At 54.2% G+C, this 20,055-nt stretch carries 17 protein-coding genes; 9 read left to right on the top strand and 8 right to left on the bottom strand.

Translation table 11 applies throughout. From position 1 onward, the window contains the following. Positions 1 to 103, top strand: a 103-nt coding sequence (locus VH187_RS18260; protein WP_329702872.1) for a hypothetical protein, incomplete at its 5' end; no start/stop codon positions are given. Between the two features lie 74 nt (positions 104 to 177). On the opposite strand, the gene paeA is transcribed toward VH187_RS18260, so the two are convergent. From paeA to VH187_RS18230, 6 genes are all read right to left on the bottom strand, one after another. Next, the gene (gene paeA, locus VH187_RS18255) at positions 178 to 1,515 is read right to left on the bottom strand and encodes a polyamine export protein PaeA (RefSeq protein ID WP_329702870.1); all 1,338 of its coding nucleotides are present in this window, start codon (positions 1,513 to 1,515) and stop codon (positions 178 to 180) included. A gap of 151 nt (positions 1,516 to 1,666) precedes the next feature. Beyond that, positions 1,667 to 3,211 (bottom strand): MFS transporter, encoded by a 1,545-nt coding sequence (locus VH187_RS18250; RefSeq protein ID WP_329702869.1) that lies wholly within the window; start codon positions 3,209 to 3,211, stop codon positions 1,667 to 1,669. Between the two features lie 77 nt (positions 3,212 to 3,288). Next, positions 3,289 to 4,311 carry a Gfo/Idh/MocA family protein gene (locus VH187_RS18245; protein WP_329702868.1) on the bottom strand — a complete coding sequence of 341 codons (1,023 nt, stop codon included), beginning with the start codon at positions 4,309 to 4,311 and terminating at the stop codon, positions 3,289 to 3,291. 10 nt (positions 4,312 to 4,321) lie between these two features. Then, on the bottom strand, positions 4,322 to 5,389 hold the full coding sequence (locus VH187_RS18240) for a Gfo/Idh/MocA family protein (RefSeq protein WP_329702867.1): 1,068 nt from the start codon (positions 5,387 to 5,389) through the stop codon (positions 4,322 to 4,324). Beyond that, a complete protein-coding gene (locus tag VH187_RS18235) occupies positions 5,386 to 6,570 on the bottom strand; it encodes a Gfo/Idh/MocA family protein (RefSeq protein WP_329702866.1) in 1,185 nt (394 codons plus the stop codon). The genes VH187_RS18240 and VH187_RS18235 overlap by 4 nt, the downstream gene beginning before the upstream one ends. A 12-nt stretch (positions 6,571 to 6,582) precedes the next feature. Continuing rightward, the gene (locus VH187_RS18230) at positions 6,583 to 7,737 is read right to left on the bottom strand and encodes a Gfo/Idh/MocA family protein (RefSeq protein ID WP_329702865.1); all 1,155 of its coding nucleotides are present in this window, start codon (positions 7,735 to 7,737) and stop codon (positions 6,583 to 6,585) included. A gap of 190 nt (positions 7,738 to 7,927) precedes the next feature. Here VH187_RS18230 and VH187_RS18225 point away from each other — a divergent pair, with 190 nt between their 5' ends. Beyond that, complete coding sequence (locus tag VH187_RS18225) at positions 7,928 to 8,986, top strand: LacI family DNA-binding transcriptional regulator (protein ID WP_329702864.1); 1,059 nt, start codon at positions 7,928 to 7,930, stop codon at positions 8,984 to 8,986. Between the two features lie 3 nt (positions 8,987 to 8,989). Here the strand turns inward: VH187_RS18225 and msrA are convergent, their stop codons facing one another. Beyond that, on the bottom strand, positions 8,990 to 9,631 hold the full coding sequence (gene msrA, locus VH187_RS18220) for a peptide-methionine (S)-S-oxide reductase MsrA (protein ID WP_329702863.1): 642 nt from the start codon (positions 9,629 to 9,631) through the stop codon (positions 8,990 to 8,992). A gap of 212 nt (positions 9,632 to 9,843) precedes the next feature. Between msrA and tamA the strand changes: the two genes are divergently transcribed. The 5 genes from tamA (at position 9,844) to VH187_RS18195 (ending at position 16,501) form a co-directional block, all read left to right on the top strand. Continuing rightward, positions 9,844 to 11,577: an autotransporter assembly complex protein TamA gene (gene tamA / locus VH187_RS18215; RefSeq protein WP_329702862.1), complete on the top strand. Its 1,734-nt coding sequence runs from the start codon at positions 9,844 to 9,846 to the stop codon at positions 11,575 to 11,577. After that, positions 11,574 to 15,350, top strand: coding sequence for an autotransporter assembly complex protein TamB (gene tamB, locus VH187_RS18210; RefSeq protein ID WP_329702861.1), 3,777 nt, complete (start codon positions 11,574 to 11,576; stop codon positions 15,348 to 15,350). The genes tamA and tamB overlap by 4 nt, the downstream gene beginning before the upstream one ends. A 2-nt stretch (positions 15,351 to 15,352) precedes the next feature. Next, positions 15,353 to 15,697: a gamma-glutamylcyclotransferase family protein gene (locus VH187_RS18205; protein WP_329702860.1), complete on the top strand. Its 345-nt coding sequence runs from the start codon at positions 15,353 to 15,355 to the stop codon at positions 15,695 to 15,697. 208 nt (positions 15,698 to 15,905) lie between these two features. Further along, complete coding sequence (locus VH187_RS18200; RefSeq protein ID WP_329702859.1) at positions 15,906 to 16,157, top strand: AbrB/MazE/SpoVT family DNA-binding domain-containing protein; 252 nt, start codon at positions 15,906 to 15,908, stop codon at positions 16,155 to 16,157. Next, positions 16,151 to 16,501, top strand: a complete 351-nt coding sequence (locus tag VH187_RS18195) for a type II toxin-antitoxin system ChpB family toxin (RefSeq protein ID WP_329702858.1) — start codon at positions 16,151 to 16,153, stop codon at positions 16,499 to 16,501. Before VH187_RS18200 ends, VH187_RS18195 begins: the two co-directional genes overlap by 7 nt. A 72-nt stretch (positions 16,502 to 16,573) precedes the next feature. Here the strand turns inward: VH187_RS18195 and ppa are convergent, their stop codons facing one another. Beyond that, entirely contained in the window at positions 16,574 to 17,101 is a 528-nt protein-coding gene (gene ppa, locus VH187_RS18190) for an inorganic diphosphatase (protein ID WP_329702857.1), read from the bottom strand. A gap of 378 nt (positions 17,102 to 17,479) precedes the next feature. Between ppa and ytfQ the strand changes: the two genes are divergently transcribed. Next, positions 17,480 to 18,436, top strand: a complete 957-nt coding sequence (ytfQ, locus tag VH187_RS18185) for a galactofuranose ABC transporter, galactofuranose-binding protein YtfQ (protein ID WP_329702856.1) — start codon at positions 17,480 to 17,482, stop codon at positions 18,434 to 18,436. Positions 18,437 to 18,550: 114 nt separating this feature from the next. Further along, the gene (ytfR, locus tag VH187_RS18180; protein ID WP_329702855.1) at positions 18,551 to 20,053 is read left to right on the top strand and encodes a galactofuranose ABC transporter, ATP-binding protein YtfR; all 1,503 of its coding nucleotides are present in this window, start codon (positions 18,551 to 18,553) and stop codon (positions 20,051 to 20,053) included. Positions 20,054 to 20,055 lie beyond the last annotated feature (2 nt).

The following is a 20,055-nucleotide window of genomic DNA, read 5'->3' as shown; positions in this document are numbered from 1 at the left end:
TATGGAAAGCATGGCGCAGATGGTAAAACTGCCAACAAGAAGAGAAAGAGCCTTCCCGAGAGTGGTAAAGGAAAGGCCCTACAAGTACAGAAAAGCCATATAAAACAGCCAGTCAGTCGCTTAACTGACTGGCATTACTCCCACTGGGAGCCGTTAGTGTTTCTGCGGGGGCGGCAATTAGGCCGCGCCTTGCTCTTGTGTATCCGGCAGTTTCGGTGTCAGCACCGTTGGCTTACTGTCGATGCGCGTCACCAGCAGCTGATCGATACGGTAGTTATCGATATCCACCACTTCGAACTTATAGCCTGAGAACTTCACGAAGTCAGTGCGTTTCGGGATTTTACGCAGCATAAACATCATAAAGCCGCCGATGGTTTCGTAATTGCCCGACTGCGGGAATTCGTCGATATCCAGCACACGCATGACGTCATCGATTGGCGTACCGCCGTCGACCAGCCATGAGTTTTCATCACGCGCGACAATCTGCTCTTCCTGACCCTGGCCGACCAGGTCACCCATCAGCGTGGTCATCACGTCGTTGAGCGTGATGATACCCACCACCAGCGCGTATTCGTTCATGATAACCGCGAAGTCTTCGCCTGCGGTTTTGAAACTTTCCAGCGCTTCGGAGAGCGTCAAGGTATCCGGCACAATCAGCGCATTACGCAGTTGAACGCCACTGGCCAGCGCCAGGCTTTGGTTTGCCAGCACGCGGTTCAGCAAATCTTTTGAGTCAACGTAGCCGATGATATGGTCGATATCGTCTTTACACACCAGGAACTTAGAGTGCGGATGTTGCGCGACTTTGTTCTTCAGACTCTGTTCGTCTTCGGTGAGATCGAACCAGATAACGTTTTCGCGTGAAGTCATGGAAGACGGCACGGTACGCGATTCGAGTTCGAAAACGTTTTCAATCAGCTCGTGCTCCTGTTTACGCAGCACGCCTGCCAGCGCACCGGCTTCAAACACCGCATAAATATCGTCGGAGGTGATGTCGTCGTTGCGTACCATTGGCAGCTTGAACAGGCGGAAAATCATATTCGCCATGCCGTTGAATAACCACACCAGCGGGCGGAACACGGACAGGCAGAAGCGCATCGGGTTGATGATCCGCAAAGCCACAGCTTCGGGCGAAATCATACCGATGCGTTTCGGGGTCAGGTCAGCTATCAGGATGAACAGACTGGTCACCAGCACGAAGGACAGAATGAAGCTTATCTGGTCTGCGAGCTCGACAGAAACGTAGTTGATAAGGATTTTGTTGAAGGCCGGAGAGAAAGCGGCATCACCAACAATACCCCCTAAAATAGCAACGGCATTAAGGCCAATTTGCACCACGGTAAAGAACATACCGGGGTTTTCCTGCATTTTAAGAACACGTTGTGCATTAATGTTGCCCTCATCGGCGAGCAGCTTCAGTTTGATCTTGCGGGAAGCTGCAAGCGAAATCTCGGAAATCGAGAAAAACGCACTGACGCCGATGAGGCAGAGTATGATTAATATACTGTTTAGCATAGTTTTTCTAACCGTTCAGGTCAGAACCTCGGAAGGATGGTTGAGTGGTTTATAGAATGTGGAATGACACCTAAAAAAACCGGTCCGAAGGCTGTGGACCGGTAACATCGAGGCATAGTATAGCGTAAGGGACTGTAAAATCGCCAGAGGCTTAACTTCCCGGCGCCAGTGCGGCGCTATTTTTGGCGTCGGCAGGGCTGGCATCCCACACCTGATCGTAAGGAAGCCCCGTCAGATCTTTAATCACCTGTCGGGTATTTTCATCACAATCGCTGGCGGCTCCGCCCAATTTACGCCGGGCGATTTCCTTAATCAGCGTTTTATGGGTGGCTTGATTAAGTTTGAATTTATAGGTCATCAAGAAGCTGATGGCGAGCAGGGCCGCTGTGGCGAAAATCATCAGGCCGATAATCGCATGCAGGGCGCTGATGGGCTGACTGCCACCACCTTTCACGAAACCGCTTTCTTCCAGCACAATCCCAATCAGCATAATCGCCAGCGCGACTGTGCTTTTGCGGGTGAGCACCATAACGCCTGCAAAAATGCCCTCGCGGCGCTGGCGGGTGACCATCTCATCGACGTCAGGAATGAAGCTGTAGATGTTCCACGGAATGTAATACAGCCCCGCGCGCGCAGCGCCGAGCACCACAAACACAGCAGAAAACAGCAGCGTTGGCACGGCAATATCGTTGATGTACACCACGAACAGGAAGGCCAGCACCGCAAAAATACAGCTGTATGACAGCCGCAACGCGCCGGACGGCGTAATGTTGAGTTTATTCATCAGCATCATAAAGCCGAATGTGCCCGGCACCGAAACAAAGGCCGCTATGGTCAGTAATCCTGAAACCGCACCTGCATCGCGGCCCAGCGCATACACCACGTAATAGGTAAACACCGAACCAAATACGTCCATCGCGGTAAATGAGCAGATATAAATAATAATATGCTGGCGAAATGCCCTTATTTTAAATGAGGACAAGAGATCTAAAACCAGATATTTCAGATGATTGAACAAACCCGATTTGCGGTTATTTACAGGTTTGAACTCATATTCTTCACGCACATCTTTGGCTTCCCAGGTGCAAGCCCAGGTGGTGAATACCGCGATGAAGAAAATCAGGGCAAAAATACTGCCGGTGAGTGTGTAAGTTAACGAATTATCTTTCCCCGTGAATTGCATAATGATGCCAGGCACTGACACCGCCAGAAAACCGCCAAACTGAGAGCACATCATGCGTACGCCGGAAAGACGTGTGCGTTCGCTAAAGCGGTTGGTCATTTCCGCAGCCAGCGTTTCCCACGGCACCAGCACCATCGCGGAAAGCAGTTCGATGGAAAGGTAAGTGCCAAGGTAATACCAGTAGCTCATGTCGGTGACCCAGACCAGCGCATACAGGAACATCAGCGGTGCGCTGAGCAGCAGGAAGAAGCGACGACGGCCAAATTTACGCCCAAGCCAGGTATCACCAAAGTTATCGGTGACGTAACCCATCACCGGGCTGAGGATGGCGTCAATCACGCGCGCAATCGCGAAAATCGATCCTGCCTCCAACACCGACAGGCCACAGTAGGTTGTATAGAAAAAGAGTAACCAGGTGCCGATAACGGCAAAAGCACCCCCGCCAAAAAGATCGGTAACGCCGTAGCCAATCGCCACGCCGTACCCCACTCTGCGTTCAGTAGGTTTAGCCATATTATTATTCTCGTGCTGATGAAATTGTTATGGCACACCGTAATGTGCCGCATCTTATTACAGCCGGAACCGCATTGTTATTGGGTCAGTGAGACCCATTGTCGTAATTGTGACGAACGATAAATTGCCTCCACGAGATGCAGCGATTTTGCTGCTTCATGAAGGTGGGTAACGCCTTCGCTTTTCCCGCTGCGAATCGCGTCATAAAACTGACGAACGGCCTGAAGATGGCCGATTCCCCAATAGCTTTTGCTGTGGCTGTAGGGCGTTTCGTCGCAGGCGATCATCACGCGTTTGCCCTCGCTTACGCGCCACAGCGTGTTGTCCCGCAGCTGTAGCTCGCCATTTTCGCAATGGATTTCCAGCTGCAGCGGTGCGTCGCGGGTGTGATTGTTGCTGGCGAAGAACAGCCCGCGCGCGCCGCCGGAAAATTCCAGCGTGGCCATGGCGGTGTCTTCGGTGTCGATGGTGTCGCTGAGCCTCGCGCAATCCACCACGCCTTTGAGCCGCGAAACACCGCCGCCAAACCATTGCAGGAGATCGAGTGTGTGAATCGCCTGATTGATAAGCAGGCTGCCGCCTTCGGTGGCGTAGCGCCCACGCCACGGACTGTCGGCGTAATAAGGTGGCGTGCGCGACCAGGTGAGAAAGGCATTAATGCTGAGCAGTTTGCCGAGTGTGTTTTCATCGAGCAGTTGACGCAGCGCCAGACTGGTCGGATTGAGGCGGTTTTGATAACACACGCCGAGTTGCCCGTCGGCCTGTTTTTCCGCTTCGCGAATCTCTGCCACTTCCGCCAGATTCATCCCCACCGGTTTTTCACTGAACACCTGTTTTCCTGCCGCCAGCGCAGCAAGGATCATCGGTTTATGCAGATAATGCGGGGTGCAGATATGCACCACGTCGATGGCCTCATCACAAAGCATCTCGTGGTAATCCTGATAAAAATGGCAGCCATATTCCGCTGCCAGCGCCAGGCCTTTGTCTTTCTCGATATCGACCACCGCGCGCAGCACTACGCCGGGTGTCTGTTGCAGAGCGTCGACGTGACAGCGGTGAATAGAACCACAGCCGATGATAGCGGCATTGAGCGTTCTCATTGCAACCTCCTTAGCGCCCAGCATTCGCCAGCATTTGTGCCTTCACGCACAACTCGGCGGCCTTAAAGGCGTGTGCCTGACTCATGGCGTTTTCGGTGCGGTTCAGGCAGTCCTTAATCAGCTCGCCGAAATAGGGGAAGCCCACTTTGCCCGCGACCGGATAACGGTGTTCACCGTCTTTATTCACCAGATACACCACGTCCTGCTCGCCGCGCGTCAGGTCGATGTATTTGCGAATTTCGATATAGCCTTCGGTGCCGAGCAGCGTTAAGCGCCCATCGCCCCATGTCGGCAAGCCTGCGGGGGTAAACCAGTCGCAGCGGAAATAACCGGTCGCGCCGTTAGCCCCGGCGAGCATCGCATCGCCGAAATCTTCAAACTGCGGATATTGCGGGTGGTTCACGTTGCGCACCTGGCTTGCGACGATGTGCGCCTCTTCGTTGCCGGTGTAGAACAGGAACTGTTCAATCTGATGGCTACCGATGTCACAGAGAATGCCGCCGAAATAGCGCCGATCGTAAAACCACGCCGGACGGCCTTCGCCTTCGCGGTGCGGCCCGGTGCCAAGCGTCTGGATAACCTTACCAATCGCGCCCTGTTTCACCAGTTGCCCGGCGAAAACGGCACTTTCGACGTGCAGACGTTCGCTGTAATAGACCGCGTATTTGCGCCCGGTTTTCGCCACCATCGCTTTGGCGTCTTCCAGTTGCTCAAGGGTGGTCAACGGCGCTTTATCGACGAAGTAATCTTTCCCCGCCGCCATCACTTTCAATCCTAATGGGCAGCGTTCAGAAGGCACGCCAGCGCCCGCGATAAGTTTTACCTGCGGATCGTTAAGCAACGTTTCAAGCGATGGCGCAATTTGCACCTGCGGGTAGGTTTGCACGAACTTATCGACTTTCGCTGGGTCCGGATCCCACACCCATTTCAGTTCTGCGCCTGCTTCGAGCAGTCCGTTGCACATGCCGTAGATGTGCCCGTGATCGAGCGCGGCGGCGGCAAACACAAATTCACCGGGCTTCACCACGGGCTGCGGTTTGCCGGTCGGGGCGTAATTCATACCGTCGTTTTTGTTCATTGTGTGTCTCCTGTATCGAAATTTTTGCCGAGCGGGATCGCACCCACTTCGCTGAAGTTGGCGACCGAGGCGGATTTTTCATGAAAGTGCGGGGCGCGAGCGGTCAGGCCACCGGTACGGTAAAACTCATCGTCTGGTGAGATAGGCAGAGAAACCACCGTTCGGGTGATCGCCGATTTATAAATGGCGGTGATGATTTCCAGCGAGCGTTTGCCCTGCACGCCGTCAACTAACGGTGCGGTTTGCTGCTCAATTGCGCTGAGGAAGTTATCGATTTGCCCGGTGTGCAGCGTCCAGCGCAGCTTTGGCGTGTTGGCAAACAGTGTTTGCAGTTGGTCTTCGAGCACGGTGTCGTTAGTCGCCTGCGGGAAACCGTTATCAGCAGACTGGCTGGCGAACACGTCCCACGGTGCGGAAATTCGGGCTTTTTCGCCCTGAATCACCATCTTCTGATCTTCGCCGTGATGCACCACGGACGCGGTGAGCTGCGTTAGCGCGCCAGAAGGGTATTTGAAAATGGCGGCGCTGAGATCTTCCACTTCGGCGTTGTCGTGAGCGACATTGCTCATCATCGCCACTATTTCACTTGGGAAGCCGAGCATCCACTGAATGGCGTCGATGTGGTGTACGGCGTGATTCAGCGTGCAGCCGCCGCCTTCTTTTTCCCACGTTCCGCGCCACCATAAATCGTAATAGCAGTGCCCGCGCCACCAGAAGGAATCCACCTGCGCGTGACAGATTTTCCCGGCAAGCCCGGAATCTACCGCTGCTTTCAGCCGCCAGAAGGCGTCGGTAAAGCGGTTTTGAGCGATAACCGATAGCGTTTTGCCACTGGCCTGTTGGGCGGCGATCATCGCGTCGCACTCTTCCAGTGATGCCGCCATTGGTTTTTCACACAGCACGTGTTTCCCGGCATGCAGCGCGTCGATGCTGATTTCTACGTGAACGTATGGCGGCGTGCAGACATCGACGATATCGACATCTGGCTCGCTTTCCAGCATCTGCTGGTGGCTGCTGTAGATACGTGCGTTATGTAATCCGTAACGCGCTTTTTTCTCCTGCGCTTTTTCCGGATAGATATCAACCAGCGCGACAATCTGACAGCGCGGGCCCATGTCGAGATAGCCCTGAATGTGGTTGTGGGAGATATTTCCCGTTCCGACTAATGCGATGCGTAACATGATCTCTCCTGATTACCAGGTGCCGGAAGCGTCGAGGGTGCGGCTCTCGACCTGTTTATCCACCGAAGCGGCGATGCGTTCATCGAGCAACTGTTTGAATTTCTGTTCATCAAACGGCAAATCAACCCAGCCGTCGGTCCAGGTGGAGAGGTGCATGGCGTTGGAGAGGGTCAGGCCGCGTATGCCTTCCAGACCAGGGGCGATAAGCGGTTCACCGCGCAAAACGGCGGCACAGAAATTGGCGGTGATCACATGATGCTCACTGCACTCGGCGGCGACCGGGATAGTGACTTCCCAGCATTCCGGTTCGCCGAAGCCGTTTTGCCAGCGGGCGTTGAATGCGTCTTCGGATTCACGTAAGCGCCAGTAACGCAGACGGCCTTCTTCGACGACAATTTTGCCGCGTGAACCGGCGATTTCCAGTCGATTGGTTCCTGGTGTTTCTGCTACGGTGGTGATGAACACGCCCGTCGCGCCGTTGGCGTATTCAGCGTAGGTGGTCACTTCGTCTTCCACTTCAATCTGGCGATGTTTACCAAACTGGCAGAACGCACGCAGCCGTACCGGCATGCCAACCAGCCATTGCCAGAGATCGAGTTGATGCGGATCCTGATTGAGCAGCACGCCGCCGCCTTCGCCTTTCCAGGTGGCGCGCCAGCCGCCGGAGTTGTAATAACTCTGTGAGCGATACCAGTTGGTGATAATCCAGTTGGAGCGGCGAATTTCGCCGAGTTCACCGCTGTCGATCAGATCTTTGACTTTCTGATACAGCGGGTTAGGGCGCTGGTTGTACATGATGCCGAACACCACGTCGCATTCACGCGCGCAGGCGTTCATTGCCTGGACTTGTGCGGTATACACGCCCGCCGGTTTTTCGCAGAGCGTGTGAATACCGTTGCGCATCGCCAGTATCGACAGCTCAGGGTGAGCATAATGCGGTGTGGCAACAATCACCGCGTCAATAAGTCCGCTTTGTAGCAGGTCACGGGCGTTACTGAAGATTTCGACCTTATCACCCACAACTTCGCGGATGGCGTCGTGTTTTTTCTCGTCGATATCGCACACTGCGGTCAGCCGCGCTTCTTTCACTGTACCTGCCAGTAAATAGCGTGCGTGAACCGTGCCGATATTACCCACACCAATAATGCCGAATCTTACGCTTTTCATGTCACACCTTATTCAGAGCTAATGACGAATAAAGCGAAAATAGGAAAGGTGATGCGGACAGACAAAAGGATTTTGTGAGAATGCTCGCAGGCTAATTATCATTTTGCCGTGCAACATAAAATTCTGTTTTAAAATCAGGTCACTGTATCTGCAAAAATTTGCAGATATTCATTGCGAGCGAGGTCACACAATGTCCGGCAAGCTTAAAATGGACCTGATTGCGACGACGACGGGCTACTCCGTCAGCACCGTTTCGCGGGTGTTGAGCGGTAAGTCATACACCAGTGAGAAAGCGCGGGAAGCGATTTTGCGCTGCGCCCGAAAATTGGGTGTGCTGGATGAGCTCGCCAGCGGGCGTTTGCTGATCAATGGCATTGCCGTCTTTGCGCCAGCCAGAACCTTTACGGCGCGTGGAGATATTTTCTATCAGGAAGTGACGCGGGGGATCGCCGACGCGATTGAGCCTCACGATGTCTATCTGACTTTTTGTGGGCTGGAAGAACAGGATGCGGATATTAAAGTCTTTCTGGATAAAGCCAACAATAAGAATATCAATGCGATCATTATTATCGGCACCGACGATTCCACCGTTTTTAAACTGGCACAAACCCTTGATAAACCCTGCGTGTTAATTAATACCAACGATCAAGAACGCGTGCTGGATGCGGTTTCACCCGATCACCGCGCCATCGGTTTCAACGCTATGCGTTATCTTTTTGAACAAGGGCATCGCCGCGTATTGTCTATGACTACCCTGCGTCGTGAGACGCTGCACGCCCGACTCGACGGTATCAAAGAGGCTTATCGTCGCTACCACGTTCCGTTTAATGCGCAGAAAGATGTGATTATTACCGAAGGATTTACGGCGGAAGAATCGGAACAGGCGCTGGCCCGATGGCTGGAAGAAACGCCGCGAGAACAATGGCCACAGGTGATTTTCCCTGGAAGCACAACGATGACGCTTGGCGTCCAGCGGGTACTGGAACGTAACGGACTACGTGTGCCAGAAGATATTTCGCTGATCACTACCGATTTTCACTGGCGGCTTAATAATGAAATGGCTAACGCCATTACCAGCGTGATCGTACCCTGTCGGGAGTTAGGCGTCGAAGCCGTGCATTTATTGCAAAACCGCCTGAATCGGCAGGGCACTTCGGTGTTGAACGTGTTGTTGCAGGGGAAATTGCAGGATGCGGGAACGGTGAGTAACGCAACGCGGCATGCGGCCCGCGTTGCGATAGAGAGCTAGCTGTCAGGCAAGCTGCGGCGGCAAACAAACGCCGATGCCGCCGATACCGCAATAGCCGTACGGATTTTTGTGCAGGTACTGCTGGTGGTCATCTTCCGCGTAGTAGAACGGTTTCGCGGTGGCGATTTCGGTGGTAATTACGCGCTCGTCGTTGGCTTCACGCATTGCCGCCTGAAAACGCGCCAGGCTTTCGTTGGCCGCTTTTTCCTGCTCTGGGGTGAGCGGATAAATCGCTGAGCGGTACTGAGTACCCTTATCATTGCCCTGGCGCATGCCCTGAGCGGGGTCGTGATTTTCCCAGAACACCTGTAACAGCTGTTGGTAACTGATAACCGCCGGGTCATACACGATGCGAACCGCTTCGGCATGACCGGTTTCACCAGAGCACACTTCGCGATAAGTCGGATTCGGCGTATAGCCGCCCGTGTAGCCTGCTGCGGTACTATAGACCCCAGGCAGTTGCCAGAACAGGCGCTCAACGCCCCAGAAGCAGCCCATGGCGAACAGTGCGACTTCCATACCCTGAGGAATATTAGTCATCGAATGGTCATTTACGGCGTGCAGGGCTGCGACAGGCATCGGCGTATTGCGACCGGGTAGCGCATCCGCTTGAGCTACAATGTGTTTTTTATCGAATAAACTCACGGTTTGGCCTCCGGATAAAGGAAATTGGGGTTAAGGTTGCCACAGCGCCTCTCTTTGAACACAATAAAGGCGGTGAATACGTTTAGATCTAATCATAAGAAATATTGAGGTAGTCGCCTTTTTTTCAACCTCTAGTGTTGAAATTTTGTTAAGCCGAGGATCGGCCATTGTGTTTCCTGACGGGGTGGAAACAAGGATATTTGGGAGATAACGTGCCACAATTTCGCCATTTATGTTGGGCCAGCCTGCTTTTGGTCAGTGGTGTTGCCAGTGCGGCAAACATACGTTTACAGGTAGATGGACTTTCGGGAGAGCTGCTGAAAAACGTTCGCGCGCAGCTGTCGACCATTGAGAGCGACGAGGTGACACCGGATCGCCGTTTCCGTGCGCGTGTGGATGACGCGATACGCGCGGGACTTAAAGCGCTCGGTTACTACGAGCCACAAATTGATTTCGAACTGAAACCAGCCCCCGCCAAAGGGCGTCAGGTTTTGATGGCGCACGTTAAACCTGGCGTGCCGGTCAAAATTGGCGGCACCGACGTGATTTTACGCGGCGGCGCTCGCACTGACCGCGACTATCTGGATTTGCTGAACAAGCGCCCGGCGATCGGCACGGTACTGAACCACGCCGACTACGACGGCTTCAAAAAAAGCCTGACCGGCGTATCGCTACGCAAGGGCTATTTCGACAGCGAGTTCAAAAAGAGCCAACTGGGCGTATCGCTGGACAGGCATCAGGCCTTCTGGGATATCGACTATGACAGCGGTGAACGCTATCGCTTTGGCGCAGTGACATTCCAGGGTTCGCAGATCCAGGATCGTTATCTGCAAAACCTGATCCCGTTCAAAGAAGGGGATTACTACACCTCGGATGATTTAGCCGAACTTAACCGTCGACTCTCCGCGACGGGCTGGTTTAACTCGGTCATCGTGGCACCCGAATTTGATAAAGCGCGAAAAACGAAAGTGCTGCCGCTGAATGGCGTCGTTTCTCCGCGTACGCAAAATACCATCGAAACCGGTGTCGGCTATTCCACCGACGTTGGCCCACGCGTGAAAGCCTCGTGGAACAAGCCGTGGATGAACTCCTACGGCCACAGCCTGACTACCGATCTCAGTCTGTCAGCACCGGAACAGCAGCTTGATTTCTCTTACAAAGTGCCGTTGCTGAAAAACCCGCTGGAGCAATATTACCTGTTGCAGGGCGGCTTTAAGCGCACCGATCTGAACGATACCGAATCCGATTCAACCACCCTTGGCGTTTCACGTTATTGGGATCTCTCCAGCGGCTGGCAGCGCGCTATCAACCTGCGCTGGAGCCTGGATCACTTTACCCAAGCCGATGTGACTAACACTACGATGCTGCTGTATCCGGGCGTGATGATCAGCCGCACCCGCTCGCGTGGTGGCCTGATGCCGACCTGGGGTGATTCACAGCGTTATTCTGTCGATGTGTCCAATACCTCGTGGGGATCGGACGTCGATTTCATCGTCGCACAGGCGCAAAATACCTGGATCCGTACGCTTTACGATCGCCATCGTTTTGTCGCGCGCGGCAACATTGGCTGGATTGAAACCGGCGACTTCGACAAAGTGCCGCCGGATCTGCGCTTCTTCGCCGGGGGCGATCGCAGCATCCGTGGTTACAAATACCAGTCCATTTCACCAAAAGATGACAACGGCAAACTCACCGGGGCCTCGCGCCTGGTGACCGGCTCGCTGGAGTATCAGTACAACGTGACCGGAAAATGGTGGGGCGCGATGTTTATCGACAGCGGCGAAGCGGTGAATGATTTCCGCGACAGTGATTTCAAAACCGGTGCGGGCGTAGGCGTGCGCTGGCAGTCGCCTGTCGGGCCGATCAAGCTCGATATCGCGGCCCCAGTGGGTGACAAAGAGGAACACGGTTTGCAGTTCTACATCGGTCTGGGGCCTGAATTATGAGTTTATGGAAGAAGATTAGCCTCGGCGTCCTGGCGTTTATCATCCTGCTGTTGGGCACGGTGGCGTTCCTGGTGGGCACGACAACGGGCCTGCATTTGGTCTTTAAGGCAGCCGACCGCTGGGTGCCGGGTTTGTCCATCGGCCAGGTGGTCGGTGGCTGGAAAGATTTAACGATAAAAAACCTGCGTTATGAACAGCCGGGTGTAGCTGTTGACGCCGGGCAATTCCATCTGGCGGTGAACACGGCCTGCCTGTGGAACAGCAGTTTGTGCGTGAACGACCTGTCGCTTGCGAACGTGAATGTCATTATCGACAGCAAAAAAATGCCGCCGTCAGCGCCGGTCGAAGAAGAGGACAGCGGCCCGCTGAACCTCTCCACGCCGTATCCGTTAACCCTGAGCCGGGTGGCGCTGAATAACGTCAATATTAAAATCGATGACACCACGGTATCGGTGATGGATTTCACCTCCGGCCTGCACTGGCAGGAGAAAAACCTGACGCTCACACCGACGTCGCTGAAAGGGTTGCTGATTGCGCTGCCTAAAGTCGCCAAAGTGGCGCAGGAACAAGTGATCGATCCGAAAATCAACAAGCCAAAGCCGGAAGAAAAACCGCTCGGCGAGACGATGAAAGATCTTTTCTCACAGCCGATCCTGCCTGCCATGACCGATGTGCATCTGCCGCTGAATCTCAACATTGAAGAATTTCGCGGTGAACAGTTGCGCCTGACCGGCGACACCGATCTGACCGTTTATAACCTGCTGCTGAAAGTCAGCAGCATCGACGGCAACATGAAGCTCGACGCGCTGGATGTGGATTCCAGCCAGGGCACGGTTAACGCGACCGGCACTGCGAAATTGCAGGATAACTGGCCGGTCGATTTAACCCTCAACAGCACCCTGAATATCGACCCGGTAAAGGGCGAGAAAATCAAAATGAAGATCGGCGGCGAGGTGCGCAAGCAGCTTGAAGTCGGGATCAATCTTTCAGGCCCGGTAGATGTCGGTATTCGCGCGCAGGCGCAGCTCGCCGAAGCGGGGCTGCCGCTGAACCTGGAAGTGCTCAGCAAACAGCTTTACTGGCCTTTTACCGGCGAAAAACAGTTCCAGGCCGATGACGTTAAGCTGAAGCTCAGCGGCAAAATGACCGACTACACGTTGTCGTTCCGCACGGCGGTTAAAGGGCAGGGGGTTCCGCCTGCGACCATCACGCTGGATGCCAAGGGCAACGAACAGCAGGTGAATCTCGACAAGCTGACCATCGCGGCGCTGGAAGGGAAAACCGAACTGAAAGCCCTGCTCGACTGGCAGCAGGCGATAAGCTGGCGCGGAGAACTGACGCTCAATGGGATCAACACCGCCAAAGAAGTGCCGGACTGGCCTGCGAAGCTCAACGGTCTGATCAAAACCAGCGGCAGTCTTTACGGCGGCAGTTGGCAGATGGACGTGCCGGAACTCAAACTGACCGGCAACGTGAAGCAGAATAAGGTCAACGTTGAAGGCAAACTTTCTGGCAACAGTTATCTGCAATGGAAAATTCCTGGGCTGCATCTGGAACTGGGGCGTAACAGCGCGGACGTGAAAGGTGAGTTGGGGGTGAAAGATTTGAATCTCGATGCCACCATCGACGCGCCGGGGCTGGATAACGCTCTGCCGGGTCTGGGCGGCACGGCGAAAGGACTGCTGAAAGTCCGTGGTTCGGTTGACGCACCACAGCTGCTGGCAGATATCACCGCCCGCAATCTGCGCTGGCAGGAAATCTCCGTGGCGCAGGCGAGCATCAAAGGCGACATCAAATCGACCGACCAGATTGGCGGCAATCTCGATGTGCGGGTGAACGGCATCGCGCAACCGGGCGTAAATATCAGTCAGGTGCTGCTTTCCGCCAAAGGTGACGAGAAACAGCACAAGCTGGAACTGCGTATTCAGGGCGAACCGGTTTCCGGGCAGCTCGATTTGGCGGGCAGTTTTGACCGCAAAGAAGAACGCTGGAAAGGCACGCTGAGCAACACTCGCTTCCAGACGCCGGTTGGCCCGTGGTCGCTCTCCCGCGCAATTGCGCTCGATTACCGTAACAAAGAGCAGAAGATCAGTGTCGGGCCTCATTGCTGGAATAACCCGAACGCTGAACTCTGTGTGCCGCAAACCGTTGATGCAGGCGCGACCGGACGTGCGGTGGTGAATCTCAATCGCTTTGATTTGGCGATGCTCAAACCGTTCATGCCGGATGCGACACAGGCCAGCGGTGTGTTTACCGGGAATGCTGACGTCAGTTGGGATGCCACCAAAGAAGGGTTGCCGCAGGGCAAAGTGAGCCTTTCCGGGCGCAACGTGAAAGTGACGCAGACCGTAAATGACGGCGCGCTGCCGATTGGGTTTGATACGCTCAATCTGACGGCGGATTTGCATAACAACCGTGCCCAATTGGGTTGGACTATCCGTCTGACCAACAACGGTCAGTTTGATGGTCAGGTGGATATCACCGACCCGCAAGGACGGCGCAATCTCGGCGGCAACGTTAATATTCGTAACTTCTCGTTGGCGATGATTAACCCGATTTTCGCTCGCGGTGAAAAAGCGACGGGCAATCTGAATGCGAATCTTCGCCTCGGCGGTAATCTTCAGAGTCCGCAGTTGTTCGGTCAGTTGCAACTCAGTGGGTTGGATATCGATGGTAACTTTATGCCGTTCGATATGCAGCCGAGCCGGGTTGCGATGAACTTCAACGGCACCCGTTCAACGCTCGATGGTGTGATTGCGACCCAGCAAGGGCAGATAAGCCTGAGCGGCAATGCCGACTGGACGCAAATCGACAACTGGCGTGCGCAGGTGGCGGCGAAAGGCAGCCGTGTTCGCATCACCGTGCCGCCGATGGTACGCCTTGATGTCTCGCCTGATGTAGTCTTCACCGCGACGCCGAGCCTGTTCACGCTGGACGGCAACGTCGATGTGCCGTGGGCGCGTATCGTGGTCCACGATGTGCCAGAAAGCGCCGTTGGTGTCTCCAGTGATGAAGTCATGCTCGATAAAGATCTTAAACCTGTCGATCCGCAAACTGCAGGTATTCCGATCAACAGTAATTTGACTATCCACGTGGGCAACAACGTTCGTCTGGATGCCTTTGGCCTTAAAGCACGTCTGACCGGTGACCTGAAAGTGGCGCAGGACAAACACGGTCTCGGCCTCAACGGACAAATCAATATTCCGGATGGCCGCTTCCACGCTTATGGGCAAGATTTAATCGTGCGTAAAGGGATCTTGCTGTTCTCCGGCCCGCCGGACCAGCCAATGCTCAATATCGAAGCCATTCGTAACCCGGATGCGACGGAAGATAACGTGGTTGCTGGGGTGCGTGTGACTGGAATGGCAGATCAGCCGAAAGCGGAAATCTTCTCTGACCCGGCGATGTCGCAGCAGGAAGCGCTTTCTTATCTGTTGCGTGGTCAGGGTCTCGACAGTGAACAAGGCGACGGTGCCGCCATGACATCCGCATTAGTGGGTCTGGGGGTTGCACAAAGTGGTCAGATTGTGGGTAAAATCGGCGAGACGTTTGGCGTAAGCAATCTGGCCCTGGATACCGCAGGGGTTGGCGATTCTTCGCAGGTGGTCGTGAGCGGTTATATCGCGCCGGGCCTGCAAGTAAAATATGGCGTGGGAATTTTTGACTCTTTAGCAACACTCACGTTACGCTACCGCCTGATGCCCAAGCTATATCTGGAAGCGGTGTCTGGCATCGACCAGGCACTTGATCTGCTCTATCAGTTTGAGTTCTAGCAATGCGAATATTTGTATACGGCAGTTTGCGGCGTAAACAAGGCAACAGTCACTGGATGACCAACGCTCAGTGGCTGGGCGATCATAACGTCGATGACTATCAACTCTACAGCCTGGGCCACTATCCAGGCGCGGTGCCTGGTGCGGGCACGGTAGTGGGTGAAGTGTATCGTATCGACGCTTCGACGCTGGCCGAGCTTGATGCGCTGCGTACCAAAGGCGGTGAATACGCGCGTCATTTAATTCGGACGCCCTACGGAAGCGCGTGGATGTACGTCTACCAGCGTCCGGTGGACGGGTTCACCCGAATAGAAACCGGCAATTGGCTGGATAAAGATAAGTTCTGAATGGATAACGCCACTTTCGAGTGGCGTTATTTTTTTGCGAGCAACACTGAAGATATTTCTGCAACAAATTCCGATCTCTTCCTGCCCTTCGGCCTTCTGCGCATTTATTGATAAATTCTGGAAATGATGCTGGCCGCGCGAAAATGAAGCGTGTAAAACATGACAAGCGCAATCTCCAGGTTATACTTTGTCTAACCTCGGAGGGTGTATGCGAATCATCATAAAAAAATGGGGAAACAGTACCGGTATGGTCATTCCTGGTGTTGTGGTTAAAGCGCTTGGCCTGACGGTCGGGCAGAGCATGGAGGCAGAAGTGAAAAACAATCAATTCATTCTCACACCTGTGAGCAAGAAGTACAGCCTGGATGAACTGCTCGCGCAATGTGATCCGAACGCGCCTGAGATCAGCGAAAATGAAATTTGGGGTGAAGACAACCCACAAGGCCGTGAGCAATGGTGACACGGCAAACCTTTCGACGGGGCGATATCGTCATGGTCGGGTTTGACCCGAGCAGCGGGCATGAGCAAAAAGGCAGTGCGCGTCCGGCGGTGGTTATCTCCCCTTTTGGCTTCAATCAATTGGGAATGACGCTGGTCGCTCCCGTGACGCAAGGGGGCAATTATGCTCGTTATGCCGGGTTTTCGGTGATGCTGGACAGTCAGCAGAAAAAAATACAGGGCGTGGTGCTGCTCAATCAACTGCGAATGCTGGATTTGCAGGCGCGTGCGGCAAAGAAGGTGGATACGGCGACGGACGAAGTGATGCTGGAGTTGTTGCTGCGAGTTCAGGCAATCGTCGAGTGAAAGAGAGCGTGCAGCGGTGTGGCGCACAAACAAAAACACCGCCCGTAGGCGGTGCTTTCAACACGGTAAGAATTACTTCTTAGCGCGTTCGAAGGAGGCAATGATTTCTGCTTTCGCAGCTTCAGCGTTGTCCCAGCCTTCAACTTTAACCCATTTGCCTTTTTCCAGATCTTTGTAATGCTCGAAGAAGTGGGAGATCTGCGCTTTCAGCAGTTCTGGCAGGTCGTTCACATCTTTGATGTGATCGTATTCTTTGCTCAGTTTGGTGTGCGGTACAGCAACCAGTTTCGCATCTTCACCGGCTTCGTCGGTCATTTTCAGCACGCCAACTGGACGGCAGCGGATCACAGAACCCGGCTGCAGTGGGTATGGCGTTGGGACCAATACGTCAACCGGGTCACCGTCCAGAGACAGGGTGTGGTTGATGTAGCCGTAGTTGCACGGGTAGAACATCGCGGTAGACATGAAACGGTCTACAAACAGCGCACCGGTGTCTTTGTCGATTTCGTATTTGATTGGATCGGCGTTAGCGGGAATTTCGATAACAACGTAGATGTCTTCAGGCAGCTCTTTGCCCGCCGGGACGTTGAGTAAGCTCATGTCTGATTCCTTTAAAATGTATGGCAACCAAGTGCCCGGTATTATAGCCAACTCAACTTAAATGTCTTTGCTTCTTTTCAGCGACAGAAGGCCCACAGGACGTTTTTCAGAGCCTTTAACCAGGTGAAAAATCCATAAAGCCAGCCACTTCATGAATAAGGTTGTGGAACCGCTTACAAATCCCCCTTTCTCTTTTGGGAAGTGTGATGTAACGCATCACGTTACATTTCCCATTGTCTATAGTTTTTCGGCAGATGACGCTTTTATACCCAAGATAATTCGAGTTGCAGACAGGCGGCAAGAGAGGGAGTGCAGCCAACGCATCTGCGGCTCGAAGTATGACGGGTAAACCAACAATAACCCGAAGAGGATACCCTTATGTGGAAGCGCTTACTTCTTGTCTCTACTGTTTCCGCAGCTATGTCGTCTATGGCCATCGCTGCTCCTTTAACCGTAGGTTTTTCACAGGTCGGGTCTGAATCCGGCTGGCGTGCGGCTGAAACCAGCGTGGCGAAAAGCGAGGCTGAAAAACGCGGTATCACGCTGAAAATCGCCGATGGTCAGCAAAAACAGGAAAACCAAATCAAGGCTGTACGCTCGTTTATCGCTCAGGGCGTGGACGCCATCTTTATCGCGCCCGTCGTGGCGACAGGTTGGGAACCGGTGCTGAAAGAAGCCAAACAGGCGAAGATCCCGGTATTCCTGCTCGACCGCTCCATTGATGTGAAAGACAAATCGCTCTACATGACCACCGTCACCGCCAACAACGTGATGGAAGGTCAACTGATTGGCGACTGGCTGGTGAAAACCGTAGCGGGCAAGCCATGTAACGTGGTTGAGCTGCAAGGCACCGTCGGGGCGAGCGTAGCAATCGATCGTAAAAAAGGTTTTGCGGATGCCGTCGCTAAAGCGCCAAACATCAAAATCATTCGTTCTCAGTCCGGCGACTTTACTCGCAGCAAGGGTAAAGAAGTCATGGAAAGCTTCATCAAGGCGGAAAACAACGGCAAGAATATCTGCATGGTTTACGCCCATAACGATGACATGGCGATCGGTGCCATTCAGGCCATCAAAGAAGCGGGTCTGAAACCGGGCAAAGATATCCTGACCGGCTCTATCGACGGCGTGCCGGATATCTATAAAGCGATGCTGGCCGACGAAGCCAACGCCAACGTAGAGCTGACACCGAACATGGCAGGCCCGGCGTTTGACGCGCTTGAAAAGTTCAAAAAAGACGGCACCATGCCGCCGAAGTTAACCCTGACCCATTCGCAGCTTTACCTGAAAGACAGCGCTCAGGCGCAGCTGGATAAGAAAAAAGACATGGGTTATTGATCCGTCATGCCAGCCTCTTCACTCTGGCCCTCTTCTTTGATGGAGAGGGCCAGAAAGGTGACGCGCTGGCTGAATTCCCTCTTTTTGTGAGAGGACGTTAGGGAGAGGGCAATCATGACCGCTCAACAGCACCAGGATATTCTGCATACCGAAGGCCTGAGCAAATTTTTCCCCGGCGTGAAAGCGCTGGATAACGTGGATTTCAGCCTGCGTCGTGGCGAAATCATGGCCCTGCTCGGCGAAAACGGTGCCGGAAAATCGACTCTCATCAAAGCGCTGACCGGTGTGTATCACGCCGATCGCGGCACCATTTGGCTCGAAGGCGAAACCATTTCACCAAAAAACACCGCCCACGCTCAGCAACTGGGCATCGGTACGGTGTATCAGGAAGTGAACCTGCTGCCGAATATGTCGGTGGCGGATAACCTGTTTATTGGTCGCGAACCACGCCGTTTCGGCTTACTGCAACGCAAAGAGATGGAAAAGCGCGCCACGGCGCTGATGGCGTCCTACGGTTTTTCCCTTGATGTTCGCGAACCCCTCAACCGTTTCTCCGTGGCGATGCAGCAGATCGTCGCGATTTGCCGTGCCATCGATCTCTCCGCCAAAGTGCTGATCCTCGATGAACCGACCGCGAGTCTCGATACGCTGGAAGTGGAGATGCTGTTTACCCTGATGCGCCAGTTGCGCGATCAGGGCGTCAGCCTGATTTTTGTCACCCACTTTCTCGATCAGGTTTATCAGGTTAGCGACCGCATCACGGTGCTGCGCAACGGCGGTTTCGTCGGTTGCAAAGAAACCAAAGCGTTGCCGCAGATTGAACTGGTCAAAATGATGCTGGGCCGTGAGCTGGACAACAATGCCCTGCAACGCGCGGGCCGCACGTTGTTGAGCGACAAACCCGTCGCGGCGTTTAAAGGCTACGGCAAAAAAGGCGTTATCGAACCCTTCGATTTACAGGTACGGCCTGGCGAAATTGTCGGGCTGGCAGGGCTGCTCGGTTCCGGGCGCACTGAAACCGCAGAAGTTATTTTCGGCATCAAACCGTCCGACAGCGGCACGGCAGAGATCAAAGGCAAACCGCAGACATTGCGCTCACCGCATCAGGCATCGTCTTTGGGGATTGGTTTTTGTCCTGAGGACCGCAAAACCGACGGCATTATCGCGGCGGCAACGGTGCGGGAAAACATCATCTTGGCACTACAGGCACAGCGCGGCTGGCTGAGGCCGATCCCACGCCGTGAACAAAATGAAATTGCCGAGCGTTTTATTCGCCAATTGGGGATTCGCACGCCGAGTGCCGAACAGCCGATTGAATTTCTTTCCGGCGGCAATCAGCAAAAAGTGTTGCTGTCGCGCTGGCTGCTGACACGCCCGCAATTCCTGATCCTCGATGAACCGACACGCGGGATCGACGTGGGTGCGCACGCTGAAATCATTCGCTTGATCGAAACGCTGTGCGCCGATGGTCTCGCACTGCTGGTCATTTCGTCCGAACTGGAAGAACTCGTGGGCTACGCGGATCGGGTGATTATTTTACGCGATCGCAAACAGGTAGCGGAGATCCCGCTGGATGCGCTGTCCGTTCCGGCGATCATGAATGCTATTGCGGCATAAGG

The organism is Scandinavium sp., assembly GCF_036271055.1.
Taxonomy (GTDB): domain Bacteria; phylum Pseudomonadota; class Gammaproteobacteria; order Enterobacterales; family Enterobacteriaceae; genus Scandinavium.
The sequence above is the reverse complement of the archived record's forward strand: the minus strand, read 5'-3'. Positions and strand labels throughout refer to the sequence as shown.